Source organism: Salmonella sp. A1325 (genome assembly GCF_056991255.1).
In genome coordinates, this window is the sequence record NZ_JAMLWO010000003.1 from 162677 (window position 1) to 179929 (window position 17253).

The 17253-nt window shown below is 55.1% G+C and carries 18 protein-coding genes and 1 pseudogene; 5 read left to right on the plus strand and 14 right to left on the minus strand.

Annotated elements, in window-relative coordinates; genetic code table 11:
* Position 1: 1 nt before the first annotated feature.
* On the minus strand, positions 2 to 901 hold the full coding sequence (gene ispA / locus NAZ64_RS07730) for a (2E,6E)-farnesyl diphosphate synthase (RefSeq protein ID WP_001622910.1): 900 nt from the start codon (positions 899 to 901) through the stop codon (positions 2 to 4).
* Complete coding sequence (xseB, locus tag NAZ64_RS07735) at positions 902 to 1144, minus strand: exodeoxyribonuclease VII small subunit (protein WP_001124944.1); 243 nt, start codon at positions 1142 to 1144, stop codon at positions 902 to 904. It lies immediately after the preceding gene.
* A gap of 209 nt (positions 1145 to 1353) precedes the next feature.
* On the opposite strand from xseB, the gene thiI reads away from it, so the two are divergent.
* Positions 1354 to 2802: a tRNA uracil 4-sulfurtransferase ThiI gene (thiI, locus tag NAZ64_RS07740; protein ID WP_000668648.1), complete on the plus strand. Its 1449-nt coding sequence runs from the start codon at positions 1354 to 1356 to the stop codon at positions 2800 to 2802.
* A 43-nt stretch (positions 2803 to 2845) separates the two neighbouring features.
* On the opposite strand, the gene phnV is transcribed toward thiI, so the two are convergent.
* The 5 genes from phnV to phnR form a co-directional block, all read right to left on the minus strand.
* The gene (gene phnV, locus NAZ64_RS07745; RefSeq protein WP_220569378.1) at positions 2846 to 3643 is read right to left on the minus strand and encodes a 2-aminoethylphosphonate ABC transport system, membrane component PhnV; all 798 of its coding nucleotides are present in this window, start codon (positions 3641 to 3643) and stop codon (positions 2846 to 2848) included.
* A 2-nt stretch (positions 3644 to 3645) separates the two neighbouring features.
* The gene (phnU, locus tag NAZ64_RS07750; RefSeq protein ID WP_000052716.1) at positions 3646 to 4506 is read right to left on the minus strand and encodes a 2-aminoethylphosphonate ABC transporter permease subunit; all 861 of its coding nucleotides are present in this window, start codon (positions 4504 to 4506) and stop codon (positions 3646 to 3648) included.
* Between the two features lie 2 nt (positions 4507 to 4508).
* Positions 4509 to 5618 (minus strand): 2-aminoethylphosphonate ABC transport system ATP-binding subunit PhnT, encoded by a 1110-nt coding sequence (gene phnT / locus NAZ64_RS07755; RefSeq protein WP_000928787.1) that lies wholly within the window; start codon positions 5616 to 5618, stop codon positions 4509 to 4511.
* 5 nt (positions 5619 to 5623) lie between these two features.
* Entirely contained in the window at positions 5624 to 6637 is a 1014-nt protein-coding gene (phnS, locus tag NAZ64_RS07760) for a 2-aminoethylphosphonate ABC transporter substrate-binding protein (RefSeq protein ID WP_001658872.1), read from the minus strand.
* 197 nt (positions 6638 to 6834) lie between these two features.
* Positions 6835 to 7554, minus strand: a complete 720-nt coding sequence (phnR, locus tag NAZ64_RS07765; protein WP_220569377.1) for a phosphonate utilization transcriptional regulator PhnR — start codon at positions 7552 to 7554, stop codon at positions 6835 to 6837.
* Positions 7555 to 7693: 139 nt separating this feature from the next.
* On the opposite strand from phnR, the gene phnW reads away from it, so the two are divergent.
* The 3 genes and pseudogenes from phnW to NAZ64_RS07780 form a co-directional block, all read left to right on the plus strand.
* Positions 7694 to 8797, plus strand: coding sequence for a 2-aminoethylphosphonate--pyruvate transaminase (phnW, locus tag NAZ64_RS07770; protein ID WP_023219739.1), 1104 nt, complete (start codon positions 7694 to 7696; stop codon positions 8795 to 8797).
* Between the two features lie 9 nt (positions 8798 to 8806).
* The gene (phnX, locus tag NAZ64_RS07775; protein ID WP_001530701.1) at positions 8807 to 9616 is read left to right on the plus strand and encodes a phosphonoacetaldehyde hydrolase; all 810 of its coding nucleotides are present in this window, start codon (positions 8807 to 8809) and stop codon (positions 9614 to 9616) included.
* 5 nt (positions 9617 to 9621) lie between these two features.
* Positions 9622 to 9704 (plus strand): annotated as a pseudogene (locus NAZ64_RS07780) (hypothetical protein); the annotation flags it as partial.
* Between the two features lie 8 nt (positions 9705 to 9712).
* Here the strand turns inward: NAZ64_RS07780 and yajL are convergent.
* Together yajL and panE are read right to left on the minus strand one after the other, a co-directional pair.
* Positions 9713 to 10303, minus strand: a complete 591-nt coding sequence (gene yajL, locus NAZ64_RS07785) for a protein deglycase YajL (RefSeq protein ID WP_001275807.1) — start codon at positions 10301 to 10303, stop codon at positions 9713 to 9715.
* On the minus strand, positions 10266 to 11177 hold the full coding sequence (gene panE, locus NAZ64_RS07790) for a 2-dehydropantoate 2-reductase (protein ID WP_000705816.1): 912 nt from the start codon (positions 11175 to 11177) through the stop codon (positions 10266 to 10268). Before panE ends, yajL begins: the two co-directional genes overlap by 38 nt.
* Before the next feature lie 125 nt (positions 11178 to 11302).
* Here panE and NAZ64_RS07795 point away from each other — a divergent pair, with 125 nt between their 5' ends.
* Positions 11303 to 11794, plus strand: a complete 492-nt coding sequence (locus NAZ64_RS07795) for a YajQ family cyclic di-GMP-binding protein (protein ID WP_001138913.1) — start codon at positions 11303 to 11305, stop codon at positions 11792 to 11794.
* Positions 11795 to 11840: 46 nt separating this feature from the next.
* Here NAZ64_RS07795 and NAZ64_RS07800 read toward each other — a convergent pair whose 3' ends face one another.
* The 5 genes from NAZ64_RS07800 to cyoB form a co-directional block, all read right to left on the minus strand.
* Entirely contained in the window at positions 11841 to 13205 is a 1365-nt protein-coding gene (locus NAZ64_RS07800) for an MFS transporter (RefSeq protein ID WP_108638322.1), read from the minus strand.
* Between the two features lie 220 nt (positions 13206 to 13425).
* On the minus strand, positions 13426 to 14316 hold the full coding sequence (cyoE, locus tag NAZ64_RS07805; RefSeq protein WP_000971352.1) for a heme o synthase: 891 nt from the start codon (positions 14314 to 14316) through the stop codon (positions 13426 to 13428).
* Positions 14317 to 14327: 11 nt separating this feature from the next.
* A complete protein-coding gene (locus NAZ64_RS07810) occupies positions 14328 to 14657 on the minus strand; it encodes a cytochrome o ubiquinol oxidase subunit IV (RefSeq protein ID WP_000019878.1) in 330 nt (109 codons plus the stop codon).
* Entirely contained in the window at positions 14657 to 15271 is a 615-nt protein-coding gene (locus NAZ64_RS07815; RefSeq protein ID WP_000179833.1) for a cytochrome o ubiquinol oxidase subunit III, read from the minus strand. The genes NAZ64_RS07810 and NAZ64_RS07815 overlap by 1 nt, the downstream gene beginning before the upstream one ends.
* On the minus strand, positions 15261 to 17252 hold the full coding sequence (gene cyoB, locus NAZ64_RS07820; protein WP_000467158.1) for a cytochrome o ubiquinol oxidase subunit I: 1992 nt from the start codon (positions 17250 to 17252) through the stop codon (positions 15261 to 15263). The genes NAZ64_RS07815 and cyoB overlap by 11 nt, the downstream gene beginning before the upstream one ends.
* Between the last annotated feature and the right edge of the window lies 1 nt (position 17253).

A 17253-nucleotide genomic window follows, 5' to 3' on the forward strand; every position in this document is an offset into this window, starting at 1 on the left:
TTTATTTATCACGCTGGATTATGTAGTTCGCTAGCGCTTCCAGTGCCGAGGTGTCCAGTGATTGCGCGGCCAGCTGATGTAACGACTGACGGGCGTCCTCTATCAGGTCCCGGGCTTTATTCCGGGCTTGCTCAAGACCCAGAAGTGCAGGGTAGGTACTTTTGCCAAGCTGCTGGTCTGCGCCCTGACGTTTACCTAACGTTGCAGTATCGCCCACCACATCCAGAATGTCATCCTGAACCTGGAAGGCAAGGCCGATACTCTCTGCATAGCGGTCAAGTATCGGCAGAGTATTCCGTCCTTTATCGCCCGCGCTCAATGCGCCAAGTCTAACGGCGGCGCGAATGAGCGCGCCGGTCTTATGGCGATGAATGCGTTCCAGCGCGTCCAGAGTGATCCGCTGGCCTTCTGCCGCCAGATCCAATGCCTGACCGCCGCACATACCGGCGATACCGCTGGCGTTCGCCAGTTCGGCGATCATCGCGATACGATCATGATCGGCGACTTCCGGCATCGGCGCGTCGCTGATAATGGCAAACGCCAGCGTCTGCAACGCGTCTCCCGCCAGGATTGCGTTGGCTTCGCCAAATTTAATATGGCAAGTCGGCAGGCCGCGACGCAAATCGTCATCGTCCATTGCTGGCAGGTCGTCATGGATCAGCGAATAGGCATGAATGCATTCGACCGCCGCAGCTGGCGCATCCAGCGTTGCCGTACTGACGCCAAACATTTGACCGGTGGCGTAAACCAGAAATGGCCGCAGGCGTTTACCGCCTAATAATGCGCCATACTGCATGGCTTCGACCACGGGAGTGTTCTGAAAGGGAAGTGGCGCGATAAAACGGCTCAGCGCCTGATTCGCTTGCGTTACGCAAGCCTGTAGCTGCTGCGTAAAGTCCATTTACTCATTATCCGCGATAAAAGGCTCAGGTGAAGCCTCTTCATTATCAGACAGCAAAATTTGCACGCGCTGTTCCGCCTGCTGCAGTTTTGCCTGCCCCTGACGCGCCAGCTGTACGCCGCGCTCGAATTCATTCAGCGCGTCTTCCAGCGGCAAATCGCCGCTTTCCAGGCGGGTAACAATATGTTCCAGCTCGCTCAGCGCAGTTTCAAAGCTGGCGGGCGCCTCATTTTTCTTCGGCATGATGACTGTTTGACTCTCTGTAATGGCAGCACAAGTCTATGGTAACGGACTCACACTGATAAGCAAATAACGCGCAATGGTAAGGGGAAATGCGCAAGATGTCCGTGATGGTGATATACTTCCGCGCCTGGATGCAGCCGTAGGTATGGGCTGCTGTACTATTTCTCCACGACAAGCCTTAGATAGCTTGCTAAAGAACCATTGCCGCCATGAAGTTTATCATTAAATTGTTCCCGGAAATCACTATCAAAAGCCAATCTGTGCGTTTGCGCTTTATAAAAATTTTAACCGGGAACATCCGTAACGTTTTAAAGCACTACGATGAGACCCTCGCGGTTGTCCGTCACTGGGATAACATTGAAGTTCGCGCCAAAGATGAAAACCAGCGTCTGGCGATTCGCGACGCGCTGACCCGCATTCCGGGGATTCACCATATTCTTGAAGTCGAAGATGTGCCGTTCACCGATATGCACGACATTTTCGAGAAAGCGTTGGCGCAGTATCGCGAGCAGCTTGAAGGCAAAACCTTCTGCGTGCGCGTAAAACGTCGCGGTAAGCATGAGTTTAGCTCCATTGAAGTGGAGCGCTATGTTGGCGGCGGATTAAATCAGCATATTGAATCGGCGCGCGTGAAGCTCACTAACCCGGATGTGACGGTGCATCTGGAAGTGGAAGATGATCGCCTGCTGCTGATCAAAGGGCGTTATGAAGGTATTGGCGGTTTCCCGATTGGCACCCAGGAAGACGTGCTGTCGCTGATCTCCGGCGGTTTTGACTCCGGCGTCTCCAGCTATATGCTGATGCGTCGCGGCTGCCGCGTACACTACTGCTTCTTTAACCTCGGCGGCGCGGCGCATGAAATCGGCGTTCGCCAGGTGGCGCATTACCTGTGGAACCGCTTTGGCAGCTCCCATCGCGTGCGTTTTGTAGCGATTAACTTCGAACCGGTGGTCGGCGAGATTCTGGAGAAAGTTGACGACGGCCAGATGGGCGTGGTGCTCAAACGTATGATGGTACGCGCGGCGTCGAAAGTGGCGGAACGTTACGGCGTACAGGCGCTGGTGACCGGCGAAGCGCTGGGCCAGGTGTCCAGCCAGACGCTAACCAACTTGCGCTTGATCGATAACGTGTCTGACACGCTGATCCTGCGCCCGCTGATCTCTTACGATAAAGAGCACATTATCAACCTGGCGCGCCAGATTGGTACGGAAGATTTTGCCCGTACCATGCCGGAATACTGTGGCGTGATTTCAAAAAGTCCGACGGTGAAAGCCATTAAAGCGAAAATTGAAGCCGAAGAAGAAAATTTCGACTTCAGTATTCTCGATAAGGTGGTAGAAGAAGCGAACAACGTCGATATTCGTGAAATCGCCCAGCAGACCCAGCAGGAGGTGGTGGAAGTAGAAACCGTGAGCGGTTTTGGCGCCAACGATGTGATTCTGGATATCCGTTCTGTCGATGAGCAGGATGACAAGCCGCTGAAAGTGGAAGGCGTCGACGTCGTTTCGCTGCCTTTCTACAAGCTGAGCACTAAATTTGGCGACCTCGATCAGAGCAAAACCTGGCTGCTATGGTGCGAACGCGGCGTAATGAGTCGCCTGCAGGCGCTCTATCTACGCGAGCAGGGGTTTGCCAATGTGAAGGTGTATCGCCCGTAATTCCTTTGCCGGGTGGCGGCTATGTCCTACCCGGCCTATCGTTTTATTTCTGCCCCAACCGTTTTGCAATGCGCTCCAGCTTCATCATCAGCAGCAGCGTAATGGCCACCAGCACAATGGTCAGCGCCGCGCCGTCGGCGATATTTCCACGGTCGGTCAGGCTAAAGATAGCCACCGGCAGCGTCGTCCAGCCCGGCGGATAAATCATCATCGTCGCGCCCAACTCCCCCATGGAGAGCGATAAACTCAGCGCCAGCGCTGACATCATCCACGGCATCAATAACGGCAACGTCACGTGACGCAGACGATACCAGGGCGATGCCCCCAGACTCGACGCGACGTTTTCAATATCGGCGGAAATTCGCGCCAGTCCGGTCGACACGTTACTGAAGGTAAAGGCGGAAATCAGCACAAAGTGCGCTGTCAGCACAATCCATAGGGTGCCGTTCATTTGCAATGGCCCCTGGCTGAAAGCAACCAGAATGCCCAGGCCCATGGACACTGACGGAATCGCACTCGGCAGATAGAACACCATACTTAACCATTTCTGCGTTTTCACCCCATATTGACGCAGCGCCAGCGCCGCCCAAACGCCGCAAAGCAGCGCAAACAGGCTGGCGCAAAAGCCAATCGTGAGGCTGGCAAGTAGGGCATCCCATGCCGCACCGTGCAGAGCGTTAACAAAGTGGTTCAGCGTGAAGCCACTCGGCAGAATACCGTTCCACTGCTGGCTAAGGCTGGACATCAGAATCACCGCCAGCGGCAGGAAAAAGAACACGATAAACAGTGCGCTAGCCACAACGCCCGCCGCTGCGCGTCCTTTAGGTGACCAAATTAGCATGGCTAGCTCCTTACGCCGGTACGTGATGCCGCCAGGCGATAGAGGGAGAACAGCCCCAGCGACAAGACAATGTTAATCAACGCAATCATGCAGGCGACAGTATAGTCAGACTCCAGAATCGCTTTGCTGTAAACCATCATCGGCAGGGTGTTAACTCCTTTCGCGCCAATAAACAGTACGATGCCAAACTCGTTAGTGGTCAACAGCAGGCACAGGCTGCCACCAGCCATCAGCGCCGGTAGCGCCGCCGGGAAAATCACCTGCCCAATCACCCGTAACGGGTGCGCCCCCAGAATGCTGGCTGCCTCTAGCTGGCTTTTATCAATTTGCCGCAGCGCGGCCATCAGTGGCCGCATCACCAGCGGAGTGAACACCGTGATCTCCGCCAGAATGACGCCCTGCATCGAGTAGAGAAAATCTACCGGCGGTAGCTCAAAGGCAAACAGGCTCATCAGCGTACCGTTGAGCAGACCCGCTGACCCATAAATAAAGGTGAACGCCAGCGTAATCAGGAAGGTCGGCAGCGCAATAAAAGTATCGACGACCCGACCAATCAACTCGCTGCCGGGGAAAGGAATAAACACCAGAATCAGCGACATCACACTGCCCAGCAGCAGGCAACCGGCGGTGGCGAAAAAGGCGATTTGCAACGTGTTCAGCAACGCGCCGACAAAGCGTTTCGAGTCGACCACCTGGCGGAAGGTCTCGAGCCCGATCTCGCCATTGGCACCGCGTAGCGCCTGTTCAACGATGAGCGACAGGGGCCAGAAAAACAGCGTCGCCAGCACCAGCAACGGGAGCAGCAGCCACAGCAGCGGGCGTAGGTTAAGCGCCGGTTTTTCCAGAGGTAAAATGAGTGACATGGTTATACCTCAATCAGGACCGCATCATCCGGTTCGAACCACAGCGCCAGCTTGTCGCCCACGCGCGGCAGCGGATTGACATGCGTCAACACCATCCGCACCGTTTCGCCAGCAACGTCACACAACAGATGGGTTAAATCGCCCTGCCAGTGCACCGATTGCAGTGTGGCGTTGAAGCGGTTGCTGTAGGCCGAACGCGGCGTCAGGCTGAGGTGCTGAGGACGAATGCACAGCAGTTTGTTGTAACCGTGGTGGCTGCCCCGGCTGAACGCGCGAATCACCGCACCGCCGCAGCTGACGTCCACCAGCCCCGGAGCCTCCGTTATCCCCAGCGCGATGGCGGAGAGAATATTGGCGCGGCCTAAGAATTCGGCGGCAAAACGATTGGGCGGATGCTGATATAGCGCGCGGGTTTCGCCGTGAGCAATCAGCGAACCATCCTTCATAATGCCGATTTTATCGGCCAGGGTGAGCGCTTCCGTTTGATCGTGGGTGACGTAGAGAATAGTGAGTTCCGGCAGCTCACGGTGAAGACGGGCGATTTCTTCCACCATATTATGACGAATCTGTGCGTCCAGCGCTGACAGTGGTTCATCCAGCAACAGCACGCGCGGGCGCACGGCAATCGCGCGGGCGATGGCCACGCGTTGCTGCTGGCCGCCGGAAAGTTGATGCGGATAACGGGCGGCGTAATCACTCATGCCAACCGTTTTCAGCGCCTGCGTTACACGCTCATTAATTAGCGCCTTTGGCTGCTTCTGCGCACGCAGGCCAAAAGCGACGTTGTCTTCCACTTTCAGATGCGGGAACAAGGCGTAGTTCTGCACCACCATCGCCAACCCGCGTTTATAGGGTGGCAGATGGGTGACGTCCGTATCGCCAATCAGAATACGACCGCCTGCAGGTTGCACAAAGCCCGCAACCGCACGCAGCACCGTCGTTTTTCCAGATCCTGATGGGCCAATCAGCGCCAGCACTTCGCCAGGTTCAATCGTCAAAGAGAGCGGTTTAAGCACCACGTTGCCGTGATACGCAACGCGCAGCGAGTCGAGGACTATCCCCGATGTCCCCTGCGATGCAGGGGCGTGAACGGCGGTCGTTTTCATCAGCATCAGGCTTACTCGCTTTCGGTCACTTTGTGCCAACGGCTAATATCTGCCGACAGCGAAACGGCTACGTCATCCCAATTTGGCTGCCAGCTCTGCACGCCTTCTAACGCGGCAGTGGCGGCCTTGTAATGTTCGTCGCTCGGCGTCACGTCGCTGCGTACCGGCATTCCCCAGGAGAGTTCGCTGACGCGAGTCTGCGCTTCTTTACTCAGCAAGAAGTTAATCAGCTTTTTACCATTTTCACTCTGCGGCGCCCCCTGGACCAGGCCAATGGCATAAGGGATGGCCAGCGCGCTGCGCTCGCCTTTGTCGTTGGCCGGCCAGAAGATTTTCACGTTCGGGTTACGTTCCATCTGCGCGAGGTTCATTTGCAGGTCGCCGTTAGCGACGTAGATTTCACCTTTATTAACCAGCGCGGTTAGCTTGCCGGTAGAGGCAGATGGCCCGACGTTATTGGCCTGCAGCTTGCCGAGATACGCAAAACCGGCATCTTTACTGCCGAAGCTGTGGAAAGCCTGCAGCATTACCGCCGTGCCGTCAGCGGCCTGGCCTGGCGTGGAATACTGGAGTTTATTTTTGAATTTACCGTCAAGCAGATCCTGCCAGCTCGCCGGGGCAGTTTTCAGCAGCTTGCTGTTGTAGATAAAGCTCAGATAATTCTTTACCAGCGGCGAATAAAGGTTGTTGGCATCGGGGATAGCCGATGCGGCGTCGGTGTTAAAGTTCGCCAGCAGCTTTTCGGCGGCGGCGCGCTGGATGAATGGCGGCGCGGTTACCAGCACGTCGGCTTGCGGATTCGTACGCTCTTTTGCCAGACGTTCCACTACCACGCCACCACCGCCTTCAACATAGCGTACGGTAATGCCGGTCGCTTTAGTGAATGCGTCAAACTGCACCTGGTACCAGCTGTTATCGCCATCGTGCAGCCCGTCGATGGAGTACACCGTGACCACTGATTCCGCCCATGACGGGGCGCTGGCGAGAGCGAAGACAGACAGCAGAGCAAGTCGGGAAAGTTTCATCGTAATAGCCTCATAGCGTACGTTGCATTTTCTGGCCTATACCAGGTTTGCTTTTTACGCTAAACGGCTTATATGACAAAACGATGAAAGAGAAATAAATCAGTCCACGCCGGATGATGCTGCGCTTATCCGGATAGCCGTGAGACGATACGATTGGTAGGCCGGATAAGGCCCGCAGCCAACATCCGGCGCACCCGCTAGTGGGTATCTACCTCAATGCGCAGGCTGTCGTGACGCCAGTATTCGATATCCAGATCCAGCACTCGCCCGTGTTGATCGTAGTTCAGACGGCGCAGCAACAGCGCCGGGCGCCCTTCCATAACTCCCAGCGCCTGTGCGGCCTGCGCAGGCATGGCGGTGGGGTAGAACGACAGATGCATGCTGGTATAGATGAGGTTGTAGTGCGACTCGTATATCTCGGTCAGGCTGCCGTTGAGATCGTACTGCAGCAGCTCAGGCACGCGGGCGGGCAAACAATGGTTTTCGCAGTAGCACACGGCGCGGCCATCGGCGTAACGCAGACGGGTCAGCAGATAGATTTGATCAAACGGCTGGAGCTGGAGGGGCTTCATGACCTCGACAGGCACGGTGGTTAACACGCCGCTCAGTAGCGCGGTTTTTGGCTCCCGCCCCTGCTCGCGGCAAAGCTTATGGAAGTTGGTGTTCTGGGTCGGATCCAGCCACAGGCGTTCCGGCGTAACGAACCAACCGCGACGATCGGCGCGCCAGATAAGCCCACTGGACTCCAGCTGCGCCAGGCTTTCGCGAATAGTAATGCGCGTGGTGTTGAAGATCGCGCACAGTTCGCGTTCAGACGGCAGTTTATCACCGCTTTTCAACGCACCGCTCTGAATACGCGCCTGAAGCTGCGCCTTGATCAACAGGTACTGCGGGATATCGCCCGGGATAGATTTCATGTTTACTCGCTTCCGTTTTGCCTGCCGCCATTATACAAGCAGAGATGAATTTTTTGTTGCAGCGCGATTTTCTCTTTGACCCGTCGCGGCAAAGATCGTCATGATAAATGCAATCTGGTATAGACCAAAGGTAAATAACATGACTTCGCGTAACTATCTGCTGCTGACTCCTGGCCCGCTCACCACCTCTCGTACCGTGAAAGAAGCGATGTTGTTCGATAGCTGTACCTGGGATGATGATTACAATATCGGCGTGGTGGAACAGATCCGCCAGCAGCTGACCGCACTGGCAACGGCCTCCGAAGGCTACACCTCCGTACTGCTGCAAGGCAGCGGCAGCTATGCTGTGGAAGCCGTACTGGGCAGCGCATTGGGGCCGCAGGATAAGGTGCTGATCGTCAGCAACGGTGCATACGGCGCACGAATGGTCGAGATGGCCGGCCTTATGGGTATCGCCCATCACGCTTACGACTGCGGCGAAGTTGCGCGCCCGGACGTGCAGGCGATCGACGCGATCCTCAACGCCGACCCGACGATCAGCCATATCGCCATGGTGCATAGCGAAACGACCACCGGGATGCTCAACCCCATTGATGAGGTGGGCGCTCTGGCGCATCGCTATGGCAAAACCTACATCGTTGACGCCATGAGCAGCTTCGGCGGCATCCCCATGGATATTGCAACATTACACATCGACTATCTGATCAGCTCCGCTAATAAATGCATTCAGGGCGTGCCGGGTTTTGCCTTCGTGATTGCCCGCGAGCAAAAACTGGCCGCGTGCAAAGGGCGTTCCCGCTCGCTGTCGTTAGATCTCTACGCCCAGTGGCGCTGCATGGAGGATAACCACGGCAAATGGCGTTTTACTTCGCCCACTCATACCGTCCTGGCGTTTGCCCAGGCGTTGAAAGAGCTGGCGGAAGAAGGTGGCGTGGCGGCACGTCATCAACGCTATCAGCAAAATCAGCGCAGCCTGGTGGCCGGAATGCGGGCGCTGGGCTTTAACACGCTGCTGGATGACGAACTTCATTCGCCCATTATCACCGCCTTTTATTCACCGGAAGACCCGCAGTATCGCTTTAGCGAATTTTATCGCCGCCTCAAAGAGCAGGGCTTTGTTATCTATCCAGGCAAAGTGTCGCAAAGCGACTGCTTTCGCATCGGCAACATTGGCGAAGTATATGCCGCCGATATCACTGCCCTGCTGACCGCCATTCGTACCGCCATGTACTGGACGAAATAAGGAACCATGATGAACCGTATTCACGCTGTTATTCTCGACTGGGCGGGCACCACCGTCGATTTTGGCTCCTTCGCGCCGACGCAAATTTTCGTCGAGGCGTTCCGTCAGGCATTTGATGTGGAGATCACCCTCGCCGAAGCACGCGTGCCAATGGGGCTGGGTAAATGGCAACACATTGAAGCGCTGGGAAAATTACCTGCTGTTGACGCGCGCTGGCAGGCAAAGTTTGGCCGCTCCATGAGTGCAGCAGATATTGATGCCATCTATGCCGCCTTCATGCCGTTACAGATTGCTAAAGTTGTCGATTTTTCTTCTCCTATTGCCGGAGTTATCGACACGATCGCGGCGCTAAGAGCCGAGGGCATTAAGATAGGCTCCTGCTCCGGTTACCCACGAGCGGTGATGGAGCGCCTGGTCCCCGCCGCCGCTGAGCATGGTTATCGTCCGGATCATTGGGTGGCAACGGACGACCTGGCCGCGGGTGGTCGCCCGGGGCCGTGGATGGCGCTGCAAAACGTAATTGCGCTGGGCATTGATGCGGTCGCGCACTGTGTGAAGGTAGATGATGCCGCGCCGGGCATTAGCGAGGGGCTTAACGCGGGTATGTGGACGGTGGGGCTGGCGGTATCGGGTAACGAATTCGGCGCAACATGGGACGCCTATCAGACTATGTCGAAAGAGGACGTTGCGGTCCGCCGCGAGCACGCGGCCAGCAAGCTGTACGCCGCCGGGGCGCATTACGTGGTGGATTCACTGGCGGATTTACCTGGGGTGATTGCGCATATTAATGCGCGTCTGGCGCAGGGCGAACGCCCGTAAAATAACTGCCGGATGGCGCTGCCGCTTATTCGGCCTACAGACTGTACCGTTTTGTAGGCCGGATAAGGTGTTTACGCCGCCATCCGGCAATCATTCTTATTCGTAGTAGTTATAAATCCCCGCCGCCATCACCAGTTGCGAAGCCACTTCATGCGCTTTTTCACGACCAGCCAACAGGTCGATGATTTTCAAGCCAAAATCGATAGCGGTACCCGGTCCCTGGCTGGTTAATAATTTTACCCGCGCATCCCACACCACACGCTTATCCTGCCACTGTTCGGCGGGGATCTTATCTTTCAGCGCCGGAAAACCGGTCATATTGCCGATAGGGAAGATATCGTGCGGCACGAGCACTGTGGCGGCTGCGGCGCAAATGGCTGCGACAATGCGCCCGGAGCGGTGAAACTGTTTTACGGTTTCGACCAGCAGCGGGCTGTCGCGAAAGCACTCGGCGCCTTTAATTCCGCCGGGCAACACGATGATGTCATAATCGCCGTCGGCAACTTCAACCAGCGGCGCATCCGCCAGTAGCTTTACACCGCGCGAGCAGACAATCGTCAGGTTGCCATCGCTGGCGACGCTGGCGGTAGTGACGTGGATTCCGCCGCGAACCAGCAGATCGATAGTGGTGACCGCTTCGGTCTCTTCACTACCAGGGGCGAGGCATACCAGTGCCTGAGCGCTCATACTCACTCTCCTTTCGCTTTACCATTTCAAACAGGCGGCTATTTTCCGGAACGGCGAGACCGTGCACGCGGGCGCGCTTGAGTAAATAACCGGTAATGTAGTCAATTTCGGTATGGCGCATGGCACGCACGTCCTGCAACATGGATGAGATGTTTTCTGCCGTACTGTCAATCACTTGCTCAACATAATAGCGTAAATCGTCTGCCGATGTGTGGTAGCCTTCACGTTCAATCACGGCGGCGACCTCTTCGCAAATCGCGTTGATTTCATCAGTATGATGGCGCAGCTCGCCGTTCGGGCAGTTCCAAAGCGCGGTGAGCGGGTTGATAACACAGTTGACCGCCAGTTTGCGCCACATCTCTGCGCGGATATTGTTATGCCAGGCGACATCGGGCAGTACCCCCTGCAGGATATCGGCGAGATAACTGTAATCGCCGTCTTGCTCGCGCGCCGGGCCAATATGCGTAGTACCGTTAGCGACATGAATAATGATATTACCGTCGCGGCGCGCAGCATGGGTGATAGTCCCCATCAACATCGGCTGTTGGATATTTTGCAGCTCTTCTATGGTTCCCATTCCATTATGAATGAGCAGGATAGGCGATGTCACCGGTAGGGTTGACGCCAGGGTTCGTACTGCGTCGGAAACCTGCCACGCTTTCAGCGTGACTAACAACAGTTCGCTCTTCGCCAAAAAATCCGGATCGTTTGCCGTCAGTGATTCGTTGAAAAAGGAACCATCGGTATCGATCAGATTTACGCTGCAATAAGGTTGTGGCACCCGTAGCCAGCCCTGTACGTCATGTCCGTGTTTGCACAGTGCCGAAAGCCAAAGTTGTCCTAAGGCTCCGCATCCCAGTACAGTAATTTTCATTGTTCCTCCTCACCTGCAACAGCGCCAGGTGTTATGGCGCTAATTATAGCGTCATCAGCTAAGCTTCTCGTTAAGCCTCGTTGCAGGTATTATGCAACGCAACGAAAATGAAGGGAGAAGAAAAGATGCCATCTTTCGATATTGTTTCTGAAGTTGATCTGCAGGAAGCGCGTAACGGCGTGGATAACGCGGTTCGCGAGGTTGAGTCTCGTTTTGACTTTCGTGGCGTAGAGGCGACTATTGAACTGAACGATGCCAATAAAACCATCAAGGTGCTGAGCGAGTCCGATTTCCAGGTCAATCAGTTGCTCGATATTCTGCGCGCCAAGCTGCTTAAACGCGGTATTGAAGGCGCTTCGCTGGATGTACCGGACGAGTTCGTGCATAGCGGTAAAACCTGGTATGTGGAAGCGAAGCTGAAGCAGGGCATTGAAAGCGCCGTGCAGAAGAAAATCGTCAAGCTGATTAAAGACAGCAAACTGAAGGTGCAGGCGCAAATTCAGGGGGAAGAGATTCGCGTGACGGGCAAATCACGTGACGATCTGCAATCGGTAATGGCGCTGGTTCGCGGCGGCGATTTGGGCCAGCCGTTCCAGTTCAAAAACTTCCGCGATTAAGTTGTTATGCCGGATAGAGCCTTGCCGCCATCCGGCAATACAGCATTCATCCTTTGCTGATAAGCTGTTCAACTTCAAAGCGATTGGTCACTTTGCTGTCGATTTTGACGTAAGCGGAATGCTCTTCCGCCACGATCAGCGCTTCGCTTACGCCTTTCATTGCCAACAGTCGCTGTTTTAGCCTGTCGTCAGCAACAATATCCGCAGGAATTTCCACGCGCAGGCTGCTGACATAGGGCGGCTCTTTCATGGTACTTGCCACCGCCAGCCATACCATCGCCAGTACGGCCCCGGCAAGGAAAACGGTTTGCCCATCAAACGTGCCGTCTATCCAGCCGCCCAGCGAGCCGCCAAGCGCCACGCCAAGAAACTGGCTGGTAGAATAGACGCCCATCGCCGTTCCTTTATACCCCGCGGGCGACTCTTTGCTAATAAGCGAAGGCAGCAGCGCCTCCATCAGATTAAAGGCGAGGAAAAAGAGTTGTACGCCAATCACCAGCTCCCAGAAATGCTGGCCCGCTCCCCACAACACGATTTCTGCGACGACAATGAGCCCCACGCAGAACAGGAATACCTGCTTCATCCGCCGTTTGACTTCAGCATAGATAATAAAAGGCACGACGGCGGCAAAGGCGATCACCATGGTTGCCAGATACACCTTCCAGTGTTCGGCGGCAGGGAAACCGGCATCGGCAAGCTGGCCGGGCAGGGCGACAAAGGTGGACATCAATAAAATATGTAGACACATAATGCCGAAATTGAGCTTGAGCAGCCTCGGCTCCGCCAGCACTTTACTGAAGCTGCCTTTGACCATCCCGGATTCGCGATTCAGCACATGGTTGGTACTGTTGGGAACCACCCAGATCGTCAAAATAATGCCCAGGGTGGCGAGGGCGGCGATCATCCAGAACAACGCGTTCAATCCCAGACTATGGGTAACGATCGGCCCTAATACCATTGCAATCGCGAAGGTGATACCAAAGCTGACGCCGATAAACGCCATCGCTTTGGTACGGTTTTGCTCTCGGGTGAGATCAGACAGGAGCGCCATGACGGCGGCGGCAATAGCGCCGGACCCCTGTAGTGCTCGCCCCAGAATAATGCCCCAGATTGAGTGGGAGAGCGCGGCAATGACGCTACCCGCGACAAATACCACCAGTCCGCCGACAATCAGCGGTTTACGGCCAATGCGGTCGGACAGCAGCCCAAAGGGAATTTGAAAGATAGCCTGCGCCAGCCCGTAAATGCCGATCGCAATGCCGATTAATGCTTCGCTGGCGCCCTGTAGCGCCATACCGTATGTGGTCAGTACTGGTAGAACCATAAACATGCCCAGCATACGCAACGAAAAGACGGTCCCTAAACCCCATGTGGCACGCAGCTCCCCTGGCGTCATTTTATAATCGTTCATTGCCACCTCTGTATGAAATTCGCACCTAGTGTAAAGCGCCAGGTTGGTTGGGTAAATATGCGCTTTATTAACAAATGTTGTGGTGGTGAGGGTAGGCCACGAGAGACGAAAAATGCCGGATGGCGATACTCACGTCGCTTATCCGGCCTACAGGTAACGTGCTTTTGTAGGCCGGATAAGGCATAAGCCGCCATCCGGCATAGAAGAGGTGACGATGAACTTACCAGACGTAAGTCAGCAGATTCTGCGAATTCGGCACCATAAAATCAACGGACATCATGATACTCAGCGCGGTAATCGCAATGATAGAGAAGCCGAACAGCTTGCGCGCCCAGACCTTATCATCTTCCACTTTGTAACCGCGTAGCGCCATGCCGAGCCACCAAACGCTGACCGCCGCGGCGACCACCAGGTATTTGTAACCGGCATAACCGCCCAACGTTAGCATTAGCGTTGCAACGGCAAACGCAATGATGTACAGCGTGATGTGGTTTTTAGCGACTGAGATTCCTTTTACCACCGGCAGAACCGGGATATTGGCCGCCTGATAGTCCTTAAAGCGGAAAATGGCGATGGCGTAAGAGTGCGGCATCTGCCAGAGGCTGAAAATAGCCAACAGGATCGCCGCGCCGCTGTCAAAGTCGCCCGTTACGGCACAGTAGCCAATCACCGGCGGCGCTGCGCCGGAGAGAGAACCAATCAGCGTTCCGTAGACGGAGTGACGCTTCATGTACAAGCTGTACACGCCAACATAGACCACGAAGCCCATCACTCCCAGCCAGCAGGCCAGAGGATTGGCGCCAAACCACAGCAGCATAAAGCCAGCAATACCCAGCAGGGTGGCGTATACCAGCGAGACGCCAGGAGAAATCAGGCCTTTGACCAGCACCCGATTCTTGGTCCTTTCCATCTTCCTGTCGATATCCCTGTCGATGTAGTTGTTAAATACACAACCCGACGCCACAACCAGTGACACCCCGACCAGCGTATAAATGAACAGGGGATAGTCAATGCTGCCCTTTGAGGCCAGCAGAAATCCCCCGATCACCGAGATCAGGTTGCCAAAGATGATGCCTGGTTTCGTTACTTGCAGGTATTGCTTAAACATCATACTCGCCGCTCTTAGTGCATCATCATGTTGTAGTTGAGGTTCCACATAATCCAGATGGAGCCCACAACCAGGATGGCGATGATCAGCACGGTAAAGATGAAGGCCGTCATGTTCCAGCCTTCATCAGATTTGGTGTTCATGTGCAGGAAACACACCAGATGCACCAAAATCTGCACCACTGCCATTGCCAGGATAGATCCCAGAATAACGGCCGGAGAGGCAGCGCCGGTCATCACCATCCAGAATGGAATAACCGTCAGGATGACCGACAGGATAAAGCCGGTCATGTACGTTTTTACGCTGCCGTGGGATGCGCCGCCGCTCTCGGTAGAATGACTCATTACATCGCCCCCATCAGATAAACAACAGTGAATACGCAAATCCAAATCACATCCAGGAAGTGCCAGAACAGGCTCAGGCACATGATGCGGGTACGGTTAGTGCTGGTCAGACCGCGACGGGCAACTTGCACCATCAGCACCGCCATCCAGATCAAACCGGAAGTGACGTGCAGACCGTGCGTGCCGACCAGCGCGAAGAACGCAGACAGGAAGCCGCTGCGATCCGGGCCCATACCGTTAACAATCAGGTGATGGAATTCATAGAGTTCCATCCCGATGAATCCGGCGCCAAACAAGAAGGTCAACGCCAGCCAGGAGATAACCTGGCTCTTGTTGTTCTTGTGCATGGCGATCGCCGCCATGCCGTAGGTAATGGAGCTAAATAACAGCAGGAAGGTTTCAACCAGAACGAACGGCAGTTCGAAAATGTCCTTACCTGTCGGGCCGCCAGCGGTGCCGTTCACCAGAACGGCATAGGTAGCAAACAGAATAGAGAACAGAATGCAGTCGCTCATCAGGTAGACCCAAAATCCGAAGATTTTGTTCTGGCCTGCGTCATGGTGCCCGTGTTCGTGCGCGTGGGCAGTCGCGTGCGTTAAAGTATCAGTTGCCATTTTTCAGCCCTGCCTTAGTAATCTCATCGAAATGCTGGTTTTCCAGTTTTTCGACTTCCGGGACCGGCACGTAGTAATCCACATCTTCATCAAAGCTTTTTACAATCCAGCTGATGATCATGCCTGCGAAACCCACTATCGCCAGCCACCAGATATGCCAGATCATGGCGAAGCCAAATACCGTCGCGAAGGCGGCGATAACAATACCGGCACCACTATTTTTCGGCATATGAATCTCTTCATACTGTCCAGGCTGTTGGTACGCTTCGCCTTTTTCTTTCATTTCCCAGAAGGCGTCACGTTCGTGAACGTGCGGCACAACGGCAAAGTTATAGAACGGCGGCGGAGACGAGGTTGACCACTCCAGCGTACGGCCACCCCATGGGTCGCCGGTCAGATCGCGGTTCTGATCGCGGTCGCGAATAGAAACGAAGATCTGAATCAGTTGGCACAGGATACCCAGCGCAATCAGCGCGGCACCGGCGGCGGCAACCATCAGCATCGTATGGAACTGCGGATCAATTTGCTGGCTGAGGCGACGGGTCATGCCCATGAAGCCCAGTACGTACAGCGGCATAAAGGCTACAAAGAAACCGATAATCCAGAACCAGAAGGCGCGTTTACCCCAGGTTTCGTTCAGCTTGAAGCCAAACGCCTTCGGCCACCAGTAGGTCATACCCGCGAAGCAGCCAAACACCACGCCGCCGATGATCACGTTATGGAAGTGCGCAATCAGGAACAGACTGTTGTGCAGGACGAAGTCCGCGCCCGGTACCGCCAGCAGCACGCCGGTCATACCGCCGACCGAGAAGGTCACGATAAAGCCGATGGTCCACATCATTGCGGAATGGAAGACGATACGGCCCTGATACATGGTGAACAACCAGTTGAAGATCTTCACCCCGGTCGGGATGGCGATAATCATGGTGGTGATACCGAAGAAGGCGTTAACGTTCGCGCCCGCACCCATCGTGAAGAAGTGGTGCAGCCAAACGATAAACGACAGTACGGTAATACAGACGGTCGCCCAAACCAGCGAGGTATAGCCGAACAGACGTTTACGCGAGAAGGTCGCTGCGATTTCGGAGAATACCCCGAAGACCGGCAGAATCAGAATGTACACTTCCGGATGGCCCCAGGCCCAAATCAGGTTGATGTACATCATCATGTTGCCGCCCATATCGTTGGTAAAGAAATGGGTGCCCAGATAGCGATCCAGGGTCAGCAACGCGACGGTAACCGTCAGAATCGGGAAAGAGGCGATGATCAGTACGTTGGCGCACAAAGAGGCCCAGGTAAAGACCGGCATCTTGAACATTGTCATACCCGGCGCACGCATCTTCAGGATCGTCACGAAGAAGTTGATACCGGTTAACGTCGTACCAATACCCGAGAGTTGTAACGCCCATATCCAGTAATCGACCCCGACGCTGGGACTGTACTCTATTCCCGATAGCGGCGGATAAGCCAGCCAGCCGGTCTGAGCGAATTCACCCACGCCCAGCGAGAGGTTAACCAGGATAACGCCGACAACGGTGAACCAGAAGCTCAGGTTGTTCAGGAAAGGGAACGCAACGTCGCGCGCGCCGATCTGCAGCGGAACCACCAGGTTCATCAGACCGATAACGAAGGGCATCGCCACGAAGAAGATCATGATTACGCCGTGAGCGGTAAAGATCTGATCGTAGTGGTGCGGCGGTAGAAAACCCGCTTCGCCTGCGGAGGCAAGCGCCTGCTGGCTACGCATCATGATGGCATCGGCGAAACCACGTAACAGCATCACAATTGCGACGATGATATACATGATGCCGAGGCGTTTATGGTCAACCGACGTTAACCACTCTTTCCATAGGTAGGTCCACTTACCGAAGTAAGTAATCGCTGCCAGTATCGCCAGTCCCCCGACGATAATTGCAGCGATCGTTACCATGACGATAGGTTCATGGAACGGTACTGCATCCAGTGATAATTTTCCGAACATC